At 73.7% G+C, this 13,464-nt stretch carries 12 protein-coding genes; 6 read left to right on the top strand and 6 right to left on the bottom strand.

Annotated elements, in window-relative coordinates:
- Positions 1 to 84: 84 nt before the first annotated feature.
- Together ACFQLX_RS21460 and hutU are read right to left on the bottom strand one after the other, a co-directional pair.
- Complete coding sequence (locus ACFQLX_RS21460) at positions 85 to 1,317, bottom strand: allantoate amidohydrolase (RefSeq protein ID WP_386417628.1); 1,233 nt, start codon at positions 1,315 to 1,317, stop codon at positions 85 to 87.
- Between the two features lie 17 nt (positions 1,318 to 1,334).
- Positions 1,335 to 3,011 carry a urocanate hydratase gene (hutU, locus tag ACFQLX_RS21465; RefSeq protein ID WP_386417566.1) on the bottom strand — a complete coding sequence of 559 codons (1,677 nt, stop codon included), beginning with the start codon at positions 3,009 to 3,011 and terminating at the stop codon, positions 1,335 to 1,337.
- Positions 3,012 to 3,205: 194 nt separating this feature from the next.
- On the opposite strand from hutU, the gene ACFQLX_RS21470 reads away from it, so the two are divergent.
- Positions 3,206 to 4,618 carry a type III PLP-dependent enzyme domain-containing protein gene (locus tag ACFQLX_RS21470; RefSeq protein ID WP_386417567.1) on the top strand — a complete coding sequence of 471 codons (1,413 nt, stop codon included), beginning with the start codon at positions 3,206 to 3,208 and terminating at the stop codon, positions 4,616 to 4,618.
- A 44-nt stretch (positions 4,619 to 4,662) separates the two neighbouring features.
- Here the strand turns inward: ACFQLX_RS21470 and ACFQLX_RS21475 are convergent, their stop codons facing one another.
- On the bottom strand, positions 4,663 to 5,499 hold the full coding sequence (locus ACFQLX_RS21475; protein ID WP_386417569.1) for a MurR/RpiR family transcriptional regulator: 837 nt from the start codon (positions 5,497 to 5,499) through the stop codon (positions 4,663 to 4,665).
- Positions 5,500 to 5,630: 131 nt separating this feature from the next.
- On the opposite strand from ACFQLX_RS21475, the gene ACFQLX_RS21480 reads away from it, so the two are divergent.
- Positions 5,631 to 6,041, top strand: a complete 411-nt coding sequence (locus ACFQLX_RS21480; RefSeq protein WP_386417571.1) for a hypothetical protein — start codon at positions 5,631 to 5,633, stop codon at positions 6,039 to 6,041.
- Positions 6,042 to 6,557: 516 nt separating this feature from the next.
- Here the strand turns inward: ACFQLX_RS21480 and ACFQLX_RS21485 are convergent.
- Positions 6,558 to 7,946 (bottom strand): cystathionine beta-synthase, encoded by a 1,389-nt coding sequence (locus ACFQLX_RS21485; RefSeq protein ID WP_386417573.1) that lies wholly within the window; start codon positions 7,944 to 7,946, stop codon positions 6,558 to 6,560.
- Positions 7,947 to 8,160: 214 nt separating this feature from the next.
- On the opposite strand from ACFQLX_RS21485, the gene ACFQLX_RS21490 reads away from it, so the two are divergent.
- The 3 genes from ACFQLX_RS21490 to ACFQLX_RS21500 all read left to right on the top strand — a co-directional run bounded on the left by ACFQLX_RS21490 (position 8,161) and on the right by ACFQLX_RS21500 (position 11,614).
- Positions 8,161 to 9,219: an SGNH/GDSL hydrolase family protein gene (locus tag ACFQLX_RS21490; RefSeq protein ID WP_386417575.1), complete on the top strand. Its 1,059-nt coding sequence runs from the start codon at positions 8,161 to 8,163 to the stop codon at positions 9,217 to 9,219.
- 139 nt (positions 9,220 to 9,358) lie between these two features.
- Entirely contained in the window at positions 9,359 to 10,579 is a 1,221-nt protein-coding gene (locus ACFQLX_RS21495; protein WP_386417576.1) for an acetyl-CoA C-acetyltransferase, read from the top strand.
- 213 nt (positions 10,580 to 10,792) lie between these two features.
- A complete protein-coding gene (locus ACFQLX_RS21500) occupies positions 10,793 to 11,614 on the top strand; it encodes a hypothetical protein (RefSeq protein WP_386417578.1) in 822 nt (273 codons plus the stop codon).
- 41 nt (positions 11,615 to 11,655) lie between these two features.
- Here the strand turns inward: ACFQLX_RS21500 and ACFQLX_RS21505 are convergent, their stop codons facing one another.
- On the bottom strand, positions 11,656 to 11,982 hold the full coding sequence (locus tag ACFQLX_RS21505) for a hypothetical protein (RefSeq protein WP_386417580.1): 327 nt from the start codon (positions 11,980 to 11,982) through the stop codon (positions 11,656 to 11,658).
- Between the two features lie 136 nt (positions 11,983 to 12,118).
- Between ACFQLX_RS21505 and ACFQLX_RS21510 the strand changes: the two genes are divergently transcribed.
- Positions 12,119 to 12,352, top strand: a complete 234-nt coding sequence (locus ACFQLX_RS21510; RefSeq protein WP_386417630.1) for a DUF4287 domain-containing protein — start codon at positions 12,119 to 12,121, stop codon at positions 12,350 to 12,352.
- A 103-nt stretch (positions 12,353 to 12,455) separates the two neighbouring features.
- Here the strand turns inward: ACFQLX_RS21510 and ACFQLX_RS21515 are convergent, their stop codons facing one another.
- Entirely contained in the window at positions 12,456 to 13,361 is a 906-nt protein-coding gene (locus tag ACFQLX_RS21515) for a Bax inhibitor-1/YccA family protein (RefSeq protein WP_386417582.1), read from the bottom strand.
- Positions 13,362 to 13,464 lie beyond the last annotated feature (103 nt).

Consider the following 13,464-nt stretch of genomic DNA (forward strand, 5'->3'; position numbering starts at 1 on the left):
CGACCAGCACAGCGAGGCCAGAGCTGCGAAGCAGCGATTCGGGGGGCCGGGGGCGGAGCCCCCGGAGCGCGACGTGACCAGCGGTCAGCCCACGCCCGGCGCAGCACACGCCAGATCCTCGACCACGTCCGCCAGCGCCAGCACCCCCGCCACGCAGTCGTCCTCCGCCGCCGTCTCCGCCGGGGAGTGCGAGACCCCCGTCGGGTTGCGGACGTAGACCATCGCCGTCGGGATCGCCCCCGAGAGGATGCCCGCGTCGTGCCCGGCCCCGGTGGGCAGCAGCGGTACGCCGCCCAGCCGCGCGGCGATGCGGTCCCGCAGCGCGTGCTCGAACTCGATCACCGGCGTGTACGACTCCCGCACCACCGCCACGGACGTGCCGTCGCGCTCGGCGCGTTCCGCCGCCGCCGTCTCGATGGACGCCACGACCGTCGACAGCGTCGCGTCGTCCGCCGCCCGCGAGTCGAGCCAGCCCCGGACGAGCGAGGGGATCGCGTTGACGCCGTTGGGCTCGACCGCGATCTTCCCGAACGTCGCCCGCGCACCGGCCAGTTCGGCCTTCTTGCGCGCGGCGAGCACCGTGAAGGCGTACGTCAGCATCGGGTCGCGGCGGTCGGCCATCCGCGTCGTACCGGCGTGGTTGGCCTCCCCCGCGAAGTCGAAGCGCCAGCGCCCGTGCGGCCAGATCGCGGAGGCGACGCCGACCGCGTGCGGCGTCTCGGCCAGCGCCACGCCCTGCTCGATGTGCAGTTCGACGAACACCCCGATGCGCGCGAGGCGTTCGGGGTCCGCTCCCAGGACGGCCGGGTCCTGCCCGGCCTTCTCCATCGCCTGCGCCAGGGTCACCCCGTCGGCGTCGCGCAGCGCCCGCGCCGCCTCGCCGTCGAGCTGGCCGGCGGTGAGGCGCGAGCCCACGCAGGAGACGCCGAAGCGGGCGCCCTCCTCGTCGGTGAAGTTGACGATGCCGAAGGGCCGGGTGAACACCGCCTCGCGGCGGCGGAGTTCGTCCAGCGCCGCGAAGGCGCAGACCACGCCGAGCGGGCCGTCGAAGGCGCCCCCGTCGGGCACGGAGTCCAGGTGCGAGCCCGTGACGACGGCGTCACCTCGCATGGGGTATCCCCTGCTCGAAGAGCTTGGGGAAGGGTCGCCCAGCCACGCCCACTGGTTGCCGTTGCGGTCGACCTCGTAGTCCAGCCCGCGCGCCTCGGCCTGCGCCTGGAACCACAGCCGGCAGTCGGCGTCGGCCCCGGTCCAGGCGTGGCGCCGGTAGCCGCCGGAGGCCGCGTTGCGGCCGATGGGCAGCAGCGAGCGCCACATGGCGTGGAAGGTGTCGCTCACGCGGTCGGCTCCGGGGTCTCGTCCTCGCGCATCGGTACGCGCACCCCGCGCTCGTCGGCGACCGTCTCGGCGATGTCGTAGCCGGCGTCCACGTGCCGGATGACGCCCATGCCGGGGTCGTTGGTGAGCACGCGGCGGATCTTCTCGCCGGCGAGGGCCGTACCGTCGGCGACGGTGACCTGACCGGCGTGGATGGAGCGGCCCATGCCGACGCCGCCGCCGTGGTGCAGCGACACCCAGGAGGCGCCGGAGGCGACGTTGACCATGGCGTTGAGCAGCGGCCAGTCGGCGATGGCGTCGGAGCCGTCGAGCATCGCCTCGGTCTCCCGGTAGGGGGAGGCGACCGAGCCGCAGTCGAGGTGGTCGCGGCCGATGACGAGGGGCGCCTGGAGGGTGCCGTCGGCGACCATCTCGTTGAAGCGCTCACCGGCCCTGTCGCGCTCGCCGTAGCCGAGCCAGCAGATCCGGGCGGGCAGGCCCTGGAAGTGGACGCGCTCGCCGGCCATCGTGATCCAGCGGTGCAGGGACTCGTTCTCGGGGAAGAGGTCGAGGATCGCCCGGTCCGTCTTGTGGATGTCGGACGCCTCACCGGACAGCGCGGCCCAGCGGAAGGGGCCCTTGCCCTCGCAGAACAGCGGCCGGATGTAGGCGGGGACGAAACCGGGAAAGGCGAACGCCCGGTCGTATCCGGCGAGTTGGGCCTCGCCCCGGATGGAGTTGCCGTAGTCGAAGACCTCGGCGCCGGCGTCCATGAAGCCGACCATGGCCTCGACGTGGCGGGCCATCGACTCGCGGGCCCGGACCGTGAAGCCGGCCGGGTCCTTGGCGGCGGCGTCGGCCATGTCCTCGAAGGCGACGCCCACGGGGAGGTAGGCCAGGGGGTCGTGGGCGGAGGTCTGGTCGGTGACGATGTCGATCGGCGCGCCCTCGGCGAGCAGCTGCGGGAGCAGCTCGGCGGCGTTGCCCAGCAGGCCGATGGACAACGGGCGCCGCGCGTCGCGGGCCTCGACGGCGAGCGCCAGGGCGTGGGCGGGGCTGTCGGCGCGCACGTCCAGGTAGCGGTGCTCGATGCGGCGCTCGATGGCGCGCGGGTCGACGTCGACGCAGATCGCGACGCCGTCGTTCATGGTCACGGCGAGCGGCTGGGCGCCGCCCATGCCGCCCAGGCCGGCGGTCAGGGTGATCGTCCCGGCCAGCGTGCCGCCGAACTTCTTGGCGGCGACGGCGGCGAAGGTCTCGTACGTGCCCTGCAGGATGCCCTGGGTGCCGATGTAGATCCACGAACCGGCGGTCATCTGCCCGTACATGGTCAGGCCCATGGCCTCCAGGCGGCGGAACTCCTCCCAGTTCGCCCAGTCGCCGACCAGGTTGGAGTTGGCGATCAGCACGCGCGGCGCCCACTCGTGGGTCTGCATCACGCCGACCGGGCGGCCGGACTGGACCAGCATGGTCTCGTCCTGCTTCAGGCCGCGCAGGGTGCGCGCCATGGCGTCGAAGGAGCGCCAGTCGCGCGCCGCCTTGCCGGTGCCGCCGTAGACGACGAGCTTGTCGGGGTGCTCGGCGACCTCGGGGTCGAGGTTGTTCTGCAGCATCCGCAGGGCGGCCTCCTGCTGCCACCCCTGGGCGCTCAGCTCCGTACCGCGTGCGGCCCGCACCGGGCGTGGTCCTGACACAAGCGCCTCCCTGGCCTTGCGAAGCCGCTGCCGGCGACCCCGTTATGAATGATTCGCTGCACATCCTGTCGCGCTGAATAACTTCAGTCAATACGGCCCGCCCGAGGTCTGGACCTCTGGCGTAAATGCCCGGATCCGCCCACGTTCTGGACAGCCCTGGGCAGCCTCTCCGCTGCGGTGGTTGACTGCGGGCCATGCCCACCCCTGCCGCCGGCTCCCAGCCCGCCGACCACGCTTCCGACTCCTCCTGTGACCAGGCAGCCTCCTCCGACCACACGGCCCTCGCCGCCCGCCGCGATCTGGCGGTGCGGGCCGCGGTCGCCGAGGGGCTGCTCACGGCGGAGCATCCGGTGGCGGCGCTGCTGGACGTGGCGACCGTCCGCGAGCGGGCGCGGGCGCTGCGGGCGGCCTTCGAGGAGGTGGCGGCGCCCGGTCAGCGCGTGCTGCACACCTTCGCGGCGAAGGCCGCCGCGCTGGTGCCCGTGCTGCGGCTGCTGGCCGCCGAGGGCCTGGGCTGCGAGGCGGCCAGCCCCGGGGAGCTGGCGCTGGCGCGGGCGGCGGGCGTCGCCCCGTCCCGTACCGTGCTGGACTCCCCCGCCAAGACGACCGCGGAGCTGCGCGAGGCGCTGGCGCTGGGCGTGGTGGTCAACGTCGACAACCCGCAGGAACTCGCCCGGCTGGACGGCCTGTTGACGGACACCATGACCAGCTCGCCGCTGGGCGTGCGGGTCAACCCGCAGCTCGGCGCGGGGGCGATCGACGCGATGTCCACGGCGACGGCCACCTCCAAGTTCGGGGTGGGGCTGCGCGATCCGGGCGCGCGGGAGTGGCTCGTGCAGGCGTACGTGGACCGGCCGTGGCTCACCGCCCTGCACACGCACACCGGTTCGCAGGGCGTCCCGCTGTCCCTGATGGCGGCGGGCGTACGGGAGCTGTACACGCTGGCGGAGGAGGTCAACGCGGCGGCGGGACGCCGGCAGGTCACCGTGCTGGACCTCGGCGGCGGCCTGCCGGTCGACTTCTCCCGCGACGAGCCCTCCCCCGACTTCGGCGACTACGCCCGCCTCCTCGCGGCGGAGGTCCCGGGGCTGTTCTCCGGGGCGTACGCGCTGACCACCGAGTTCGGCCGCGCCCTGCTGGCGCGCGCGGGGCTGGTGCTGACGCGGGTGGAGTACACCAAGGAGACGGGGGGCCGCCCGATCGCGGTCACCCACGCCGGCGTCCAGGTCGCGGCCCGTACGGTCTTCGCCCCCGAGGCGTGGCCGCTGCGGGTGCGGGCGTACGACCAGCAGGGCGCCCCCAAGGCGGGCGAGCCGGTGGCCCAGGACCTCGCGGGGCCCGCGTGCTTCGCCGGCGACCTGACCGCCCGCGACCGCAAGCTCCCCCTCCTGCACCCCGGCGACCACGCGGCGCTGCTGGACACGGGCGCGTACTACGCCACGAACCACTTCGCCTACAACAGCCTGCCGCGCCCCGGCATCTACGGCTACCGCGCCGACCCGGCGACGGGGACCACCCGGTTCGCGACCCTGCGCCGCCCGCAGTCCCTCGCGGAGATCGTCGCGGAGGGCGGCGGGGCGTACGGGACGGGGCTGACGGACCTGTGAGCCGGGAGGGGGCGCCTCCGTCCAGGTCCCTCAGCCCAAGCCCCTCAGTCCAGGAACAGCCCCCGCGCCGCCGCCCGCGCGTCGAACGCCTCCAGCCGCGCCTGCGCGTCCGGCAGCGCGTCGCACATCGCCTCCAGCAGCACCCGCCCCAGCAGCATCGGCCCGCAGGCCGTGTCGAAGGCCAGCCCCGTACCCACCGCCGCCGGGAGCAGCACGTCGCAGTGGCGGGCGATCGGCGCGAAGCCGCTGTCCGCGACCCCGACGACCGCGAGCCCGGCCTCGCGCGCGCAGGTCAGCGCCGCGACGACCTCGCGCGGATGGCGCGGCAGCGAGAAGCACAGCAGCGCGCCCGCCCCGGCCCGCGCGGCGGCCTCGATGCGGTCGGTGAGCATCGAGCCGCCCTCGTCCAGCAGCCGTACGTCGGGGTGGACCTTGCCCGCGAAGTAGGCGAAGCCCCGCGCCTGCGCCGCCGCCGCCCGCAGCCCCAGCACCGGCAGCGGGGTGGAGGCGGCGAGCAGCTCACCGGCCCGTCGGACGGCCGAGGTGTCCGCCAGGGAGGCCGCCAGCCGGCGCAGGTTGTCGATCTCCGCCTCGACGGCCTGCTGGTACGCGTTGTGCCCCGCGGCCGCCGGCGCCGGCTGCTCGCCGGGCGCGGACTCGCGCAGACGGCGCCGCAGCGCCGGATAGCCGTCGAAGCCCAGCGCCACCGCGAACCGCGTCACCGAGGGCTGGCTGACCCCCGCCAGCTCGGCCAGCTCCACGCTGGACAGGAACGGCGCGTCGGCCGCGCGGCGCACCATGCAGTGGGCGATCCGCCGCTGGGTCGGCGTCAGCCGATGCCCCTCGAACAACTCCTGCAACCGCGCCCCGGCATCCGCCACGCCCCACACCTCCGCCGCTCCCGCACTCCGCCGTATTCACTCCACGCCACGGCTGCATGAGTCTATGCAGAACGCGAAGAGGGGGGATAGCCCTACTCCCCCGAAGCCCCCGCGCGCTCTACGGTCGGTATATGACGGCCCGCGATCCCGAGATCAGCAGCGAACTGGACGCCACCCTGCACGCGCGCAGGGAGCTGGGTCCGGAGTACGAGGACGAGCTGGTCGAGGGCTTCCTCGAGAAGGTCCAGGGCCGCCTGGACGGGACCATCGACCAGCGGCTGCGCCGCCAGCTCGCCGAACAGCAGCTCCAGGTGGCCCGGGGCGGCGGCTCCACGGCACCGGGCGATCCCGGCTTCGGCGAGCGCTTCGGCTTCGCGGCGGTCTCGCTGGTCCTGGCGATCCCGCTCTCGGCGATCGGCGTGGTGAACGAGGGCCTGCCGGGCCTGCTCGTCGCCTGGGGCGGCATCGTAGGGGTCAACGCCCTGCACGTGGGCCGCAGTTGGGCACGGCGCCCGCAGCCGAAGAAGGACGACTGGGCCTGAGCCCCGCAACCGGTACACCCCCGTCACGCGCCCGCAGCACGGGGTTAACACCGCCCCGGCACAGTAGGGGATGTCGGCGGGGGAGGAACCGCCGGCACCACGATGCGGCGCCTTGGACCTCCGGAGCGGCTCCCGGACCCCTCGGTCGCCCGGACGCGTGGCACGGACCCGATCCGCGCCCCCGTCCCTCGCGGGGGGACCGCCGTCGTCCCGCCCTCGGCCGAAACCAGCCAAGGTGCGGCGGCCCCCCGCCCAAGCCCCCCTTTTTTAGCTGCCGGGGTTGCGACCCCCGGCACGCACTCTCGCCGCACGGTGGCATGGGTCATGTGGCTCCGCCACATGACCCATGCCACCGCACGCCGAGAGCACGCACCGGACGCCGCTGTTATCCCCGAAGTACTTGTACGGCTACGGGGCCGGGGTCGTCCCCGGGCCCGTAGCCGTTTCCGTAGTCGTCCCCGGGCCCGTAATCGTTCCTGTAGTCGTTCCCGGGCCCGGGGTCGTGCCGCCTGTGCGTCAGTGCGACGCGCGGTTAGCCAGGAAGGCCAGGAGGTCCTGGCGGGAGACCACGCCCGTGGGCTTGCCCTCGACCAGGACGATCGCCGCGTCCGCGCCCTCCAGCACCGCCATCAGGTCCGCCACCGGCTCACCGGAGCCGACCTGCGGCAGCGGGGCGCTCATGTGCTTCTCCAGCGGGTCGTCCAGCTGCGCGCGCTTGGTGAAGAGCGCGTCCAGCAGCTCCCGCTCGACGACCGAGCCGACGACCTCCGCCGCCATCACGTCGGGATGTCCGGCGCCGGGCTTGACGATGGGCATCTGGCTGACGCCGTACTCCCGCAGCACCTCGATCGCCTGCCCGACGGTCTCCTCGGGGTGCATGTGCACCAGCGAGGGCAGCGCGCCCTCCTTGTGGGTGAGCACGTCCGCGACCGCCCCGGTGGAGCCCTCGTCGGCGAGGAAGCCGTAGTCGGCCATCCAGTCGTCGTTGAAGATCTTGCTCAGGTAGCCGCGCCCGCTGTCCGGGAGCAGCACGACCACCACGTCGTCCGGCCCGAGGGACTCCGCCGCGCGCAGCGCCGCGACGACCGCCATGCCGCAGGAGCCGCCGACCAGCAGGCCCTCCTCGCGGGCGAGGCGGCGGGTCATCTGGAAGGCGTCCTTGTCGGAGACCGCGATGATCTCGTCCGCCACGGAGGCGTCGTAGGCGGTGGGCCAGAAGTCCTCGCCGACGCCCTCGATGAGGTACGGGCGCCCGCTGCCGCCGGAGTAGACCGAGCCCTCCGGGTCGGCGCCGATGACCTTGACCCGGCCGTCGGACGCCTCCTTCAGGTAGCGCCCGGTGCCGGAGATCGTGCCGCCGGTGCCGACGCCGGCGACGAAGTGGGTGATCCTCCCGTCCGTCTGCTGCCACAGCTCCGGGCCCGTGCTCTCGTAGTGGGAGAGCGGGTTGTTCGGGTTGCTGTACTGGTCGGGCTTCCAGGCGCCGGGGGTCTCACGGACCAGGCGGTCGGAGACGTTGTAGTACGAGTCGGGGTGCTCGGGGTCGACGGCCGTGGGGCAGACGACGACCTCCGCGCCGTAGGCCCGCAGGACGTTGATCTTGTCCGTCGAGACCTTGTCCGGGCAGACGAAGACGCACTTGTAGCCCTTCTGCTGGGCCACCATCGCCAGCCCGACCCCGGTGTTCCCGGAGGTGGGCTCGACGATCGTGCCGCCGGGCTTCAGCTCGCCGCTGCGCTCGGCGGCCTCGATCATCCGCAGCGCGATGCGGTCCTTGACGCTGCCGCCGGGGTTGAAGTACTCGACCTTCGCCAGCACCGTCGGGGCGAGTCCCTCGGTGACTCGGTTGAGCTTCACCAGCGGAGTGTCGCCGACGAGGTCGATCATCGACTCGTGATACTGCACCAATGCTCCTGACACGGGGGGCCGGTAGGCCCGTGGGGGTGTGGGATCAGCGTATGCCCGCACCAGAGCCCCCTGCCTCCCCGGCACCTGCGCCGCGGGGCCCCGGTCACCGGGAGTTCTCGCGGCGTCCCCCTCCCGTGGTGATTGCGGGGGCGCCCCGCGTGGGAAAAAGCTGATGAACGGACACGCGTGCGCACGAGCGAGAGGGCTGCCCATGACGATGTCGAGGGCGAGGGTCGCGCGCCGTATCGCCGCGGCGGCGGCCTACGGCGGCGGCGGTATCGGCCTGCTCGGCGGCGCGGCGCTGGGGCTGCTGGTGGCGGAGGCGCAGCTCGCCCGCCGCGTCGTGGGCGGCGGCGACGACGAGCCGCCGCGCGCCGACGGGCTCTACGGGCTCGCCTTCAGCCGCGGCGCCCTCACCTCGGCGGCGGACTTCCGGACCCTGCCCCCGCTGCGGCTCGCCTTCCTGGGCGACTCCACCGCCGCCGGCCAGGGCGTGTACCGCCCGCGCCAGACGCCGGGCGCGCTGCTGGCCTCCGGGCTGGCGGCGGTCGCGGAGCGCACGGTGGAGCTGCGCAACGTCGCGCTGCCGGGGGCGCAGTCCGACGACCTGGAGCGGCAGGTGGAGCTGCTGCTGCGGGAGCAGGGGTACGCGCCGGAGGCGGCGGTGATCCTCATCGGCGCCAACGACGTCACGCACCGGATGCCGCCCGCGGAGTCCGTACGCCATCTGGGCCGGGCGGTGGCCGCGCTGCGGGCGGCGGACTGCCAGGTGGTCGTGGGCACCTGTCCGGACATGGGCACGGTCGAGCACGTCTACCAGCCGCTGCGCTGGCTGGCGCGGCGGGTGAGCCGCCATCTGGCCGCCGCCCAGACGATCGGCGTGCTGGAGAACGGCGGGCGGACGGTCTCGCTGGGCGACCTGCTGGGCCCGGAGTTCGCGGAGAACCCGCGGCTGATGTTCGGCCCCGACAACTACCACCCCTCCGCGGAGGGCTACGCCACGGCCGCGATGGCGCTGCTGCCGACGATGAGCGCGGCGCTGGGCCTGTGGCCGGCGGACGACGACCGCCCCGACCGCAGCCGCGCGGAGGGCGTGCTGCCGATGGCGCAGGCCGCCGCCCGCGCCGCCGCCGAGCCCGGTACGGAGGTCACGGCGATCCCCTCGCCCACGGGCCGCGCCCCCTGGGCGCTGCTCAAGCACCGCCGCCGGCGGCGGGTGACGCCAGAGGACGCCGCGGAGGCCCGGACGGCGCAGGACCGGGCCTCGTAGGGGACGCTCCGGGGGCGGCCTAAGCAAGCGCTCAGAAATTGGGACCGGTGTCACACTCCCCACCCCGTGACCGCCGCGTTACGTCCGGGTAGCTTCCCGAGAGGAAAACGCCGCCCGTCCGCGCCCGCCAGGAGTTCCGATGCCCGAAGCCGTGATTGTCTCCGCCGCCCGCTCCCCGATCGGCCGCGCCGGGAAGGGCTCGCTGAAGGACGTCCGCCCCGACGACCTCACCGCGCAGATCGTGCAGGCCGCCCTGGACAAGGTCCCCGGCCTGGACCCCCGCGACATCGACGACCTGATGCTCGGCTGCGGCCTCCCCGGCGGCGAGCAGGGCCACAACCTGGGCCGCGTGGTCGCCGTACAGCTCGGCATGGACCACCTCCCGGGCTGCACGGTCACCCGCTACTGCTCCTCCTCCCTGCAGACGACCCGCATGGCGCTGCACGCCATCAAGGCCGGCGAGGGCGACGTCTTCATCAGCGCCGGCGTCGAGACCGTCTCGCGCTTCGTCAACGGCACCTCCGACGGCATGCCCGGCACCCAGAACCCCCTCTTCGCCGAGGCCCAGGCCCGGACGGCCGCCACCGCCGCGGAGGGCGCCGAGGAGTGGCACGACCCGCGCGCCGACGGCAAGGTGCCGGACGTCTACATCGCGATGGGCCAGACCGCCGAGAACCTGGCGCGGCAGAAGGGCATCACCCGCCAGGAGATGGACGAGTTCGGCGTCCGCTCGCAGAACCTCGCCGAGAAGGCCATCGCGGACGGCTTCTGGGCCCGCGAGATCACCCCCGTCACCACCCCCGACGGCACCGTGGTCAGCGCCGACGACGGCCCGCGCGCGGGCGTGACGCTGGAGGGCGTGCAGGGCCTCAAGCCCGTCTTCCGCCCCAACGGCATGATCACCGCCGGCAACTGCTGCTCGCTCAACGACGGCGCCGCCGCCCTGGTCGTCATGTCCGACACCAAGGCGCGCGAGCTGGGCCTGACCCCGCTGGCCCGCGTGGTCTCCACCGGCGTCTCCGGCCTCTCCCCCGAGATCATGGGCCTGGGCCCGGTCGAGGCGAGCAAGCAGGCCCTCCGGCGCGCGGGGCTGTCCATCTCCGACATCGACCTGGTCGAGATCAACGAGGCGTTCGCCGCGCAGGTCATCCCCTCCTACCGGGACCTGGGCATCGACCTGGACCGGCTGAACGTCAACGGCGGCGCCATCGCCGTCGGTCACCCCTTCGGTATGACGGGCGCACGCCTGACGGGCACGCTGATCAACAGCCTCCAGTGGCACGACAAGCAGTTCGGCCTGGAGACGATGTGCGTGGGCGGCGGCCAGGGCATGGCGATGGTGATCGAGCGCCTCAGCTGAGGCAGCGGCGGCCACCGCGGACGCCCGCGTCCGCCCGGGGCGCACGGGCTGTCCGTACGGTCTGTCCGTACCGGCTGGACGCACCGTAGCGGCACGAACCGGACGGGACCAAGGTCCTGTCCGGTTCGTGCCTTTTTGCACTGGGGGTGGGGTACCCGCCTTTGACAGCCTGGGGTAGAACTTGGGGACCCGACAGCTACAGGAGTAGAGCCAGTGAGCGCCACAAACCTCGGTATCGCCGCCCTGCTGCTCGTCGCGGCCACCGGCACCGTACTGGGCGCCGCCGCCGTGCGCACGCTGCGCGGACTGCGCCGCGAGGTCGCCGACCTGCGCGCCGAGCTGGCCGTCGGCACGGTCCCCGCACAGCGCGAGGCGCACCCCGCCGAGCTGCGCGCCGACATACGCGCCGCCGTCGGCGAGGCGCTGGCCGCGGAGCGCGAGCACGAGCTGGCCGAGGCGCGGGCGTTCTGGGCCGAGCAGGAGGCGCGCGAGAGCGCGGACGCCCCCTTCTTCGGCGGTACGGGCCTCTTCGAGGGCTCCGTGTTCATACCGAACCAGACCGATCTGGCCTCCCTGGCGGGCATCGAGCCGCTGGTCGACGCCGAGCTGGCCGAGCTGGCCACCGAGCCGGCCGAGGACGCCGAGTCCGTCGCGGACTCCGCCGAGCTGGCCGCCGCGCGCCGCCGCCACCCCTCGCACCCCGACTTCCGCCCGCACGCCGCGGCGCCCGCTATCGCGGACCACGAGCGCACGGTCGCGCGCCTGGAGGACCTCTCCGAGCTGCGCACCCCGCTGGTGGACGTACGCACCGGCCCGCTGGGCACCCTCGACGTCTACGTCTTCGCCGACGGCACCACCCTGTGCCTCTCCCCCGGCCACCGCGACACCGCCGAGCACCTCGCGGACGCGCTGCAGGGCGGCACGCAGGTGGCGCTGCTGGGCGGCTCGGCCGTCTCGGGCGCCTTCGCGCTGACCTTCGAGTGCGGCGCGGAGAGCGTGTACGTGCTGGCCGACCGGGTCATCGCCTCGCTCTGAGGCCAGCCTCCCGACCGTACGGCCGCGTGGTCCGTACGGTCTCAGCCCACCGCCCCCGCACACCCATCCACCAGCTCCAGCGCCCCCGCCAGCTCCCGCGCCGCCTCCTCACGGGGGGCGGCGCGCAGTGCGTCCGCGAGGTCGTGGCCGGCGACGGCGACCTGGTCGCCCACCGCGAAGAGCCCGGCCGCCGGCATCGCGCGCGGCTCGGCGCCGGGCTCCTCCAGCCGCTGCGCGCGCAGCGCCAGCTCCCGCGCCAGCGCCAGCCCCGCCTCCCCCGCGCCCCGGCGCAGTCTGCTCTCCGGCAGGGCGCGCAGGCGGTCGGCGAGTCGGTCAACGGCGGTCAGCAGCGGTTCCGTATCAGGCATGCACTGAGCGTAGAGGGGCGCAACGGGCGCGCGCGCCGCGCGTGTTCACAGCCGTACGCCCCGCATGGTTGCCAACGGCCGAATGCTCGGGCACGGTTCGAGGAAGGACTTCTTGCCGAGCGGCCCGGAGGCGCCGATGTCCCAACTCTCCTTCTCCGAGGAAACCCACAAGAACCTGCTCTCCCGCATCCCCCACTGCACCGGTCGTGAAGTCGCCGACTGGATGCGCACCGTTGAGAACGGGCCCTGCCTCTTCCGCTTCGAGGAGAAGGTCAGCTGGCTCCGGCACGAGCACGAACTCGCGTACGGCCACGCCAAGGCGATCATCCACGAGTACGACATGAGGCGTGCCGCGCGGCGCCTGCTCTGAGGTCCGCCCGGAGCGGCAGCGCACCGAGACGAGAGGGGCCGGAACGACGAAGGACCCGCCCGGGTCCGAGCCCGGGCGGGTCCTCCTCACGTCAACCGGCGCGTCAGTCGTCGCCCTGAAGAAGGGAGAACAGGCGCAGCAGCTCGGTGTAGAGCCACACCAGCGTCATCGTCAGGCCGAAGGCCGCCAGCCACGCCTCCTCGCGCGGGGCACCGTAGGCGATGCCGTCCTCGACCTGCTTGAAGTCCAGGGCGAGGAAGCAGGCGCCGAGGATGACGCCCAGCACGCCGAAGGCGATACCCAGGCCGCCGCTGCGCAGGCCCATCCCGTCGCCGCCGGCGAAGAGGGCGACGAGGCTGTTGACCGCCATCAGCAGGATGAAGCCGATCGCGGCGCCGATCACGTACCGCTGGAAGCGGCCCGTGACGCGGATCCACCGCTGCTTGTAGGCCACCAGCACGCCGGCGAAGACCGCCATGGTGCCGATCACGGCCTGCATGACGACGCCGGTCATGGCGCCGCCGCTGCCGAAGTAGGTGTTGAAGTACTCGCTGATCGCGCCCAGGAAGACGCCCTCGAAGACGGCGTAGGCCAGGATCAGCGCGGGGACGGGCTTGCGCTTGAAGCTCTGGACCATCGCCAGCACGAAGCCGATGAGGCCGGCGGCGACACCGACGCCGAGGCCGGAGCTGCTCGCCCCGTCCAGGGTGATCCAGGAGGCGACGGCCGCGAGGACCACCAGGCCGAGCGTCATGCCGGTGCGGCTGACGACGTCGTCCATCGTCATCCGGGTGCCGGCCGCCGCGGCGTACGGCGCCCACTCGCCCTGCTGCTGGCCCTCGGGGGCGTAGGGGTTCGCGGCGTAGGGGTTGCTTCCGCCTGCCTGCGCGTACGGGTTCCCACCGGTGGCCGTCGCGGCGCCGCCGGCCTGCGGCTGCGCGCCGTAGCCCGCGGTGCCGCCGTCGTGACTGAACCCCCGTCGCGAGAAGACCGGGTTGCTGCTTCTCATCTCACTCCTTTATGGCCACTGGTCGCAGCCAAGCTGCGAACACTGCCCCCAGGGTAATGGTTGGGCAAAGGGATTGCGCCAGCCCATGGACGGATCTTTACCC

Origin of the sequence: Streptomyces polyrhachis (genome assembly GCF_042663125.1) — a bacterium.
Taxonomy (GTDB): domain Bacteria; phylum Actinomycetota; class Actinomycetes; order Streptomycetales; family Streptomycetaceae; genus Streptomyces; species Streptomyces polyrhachii.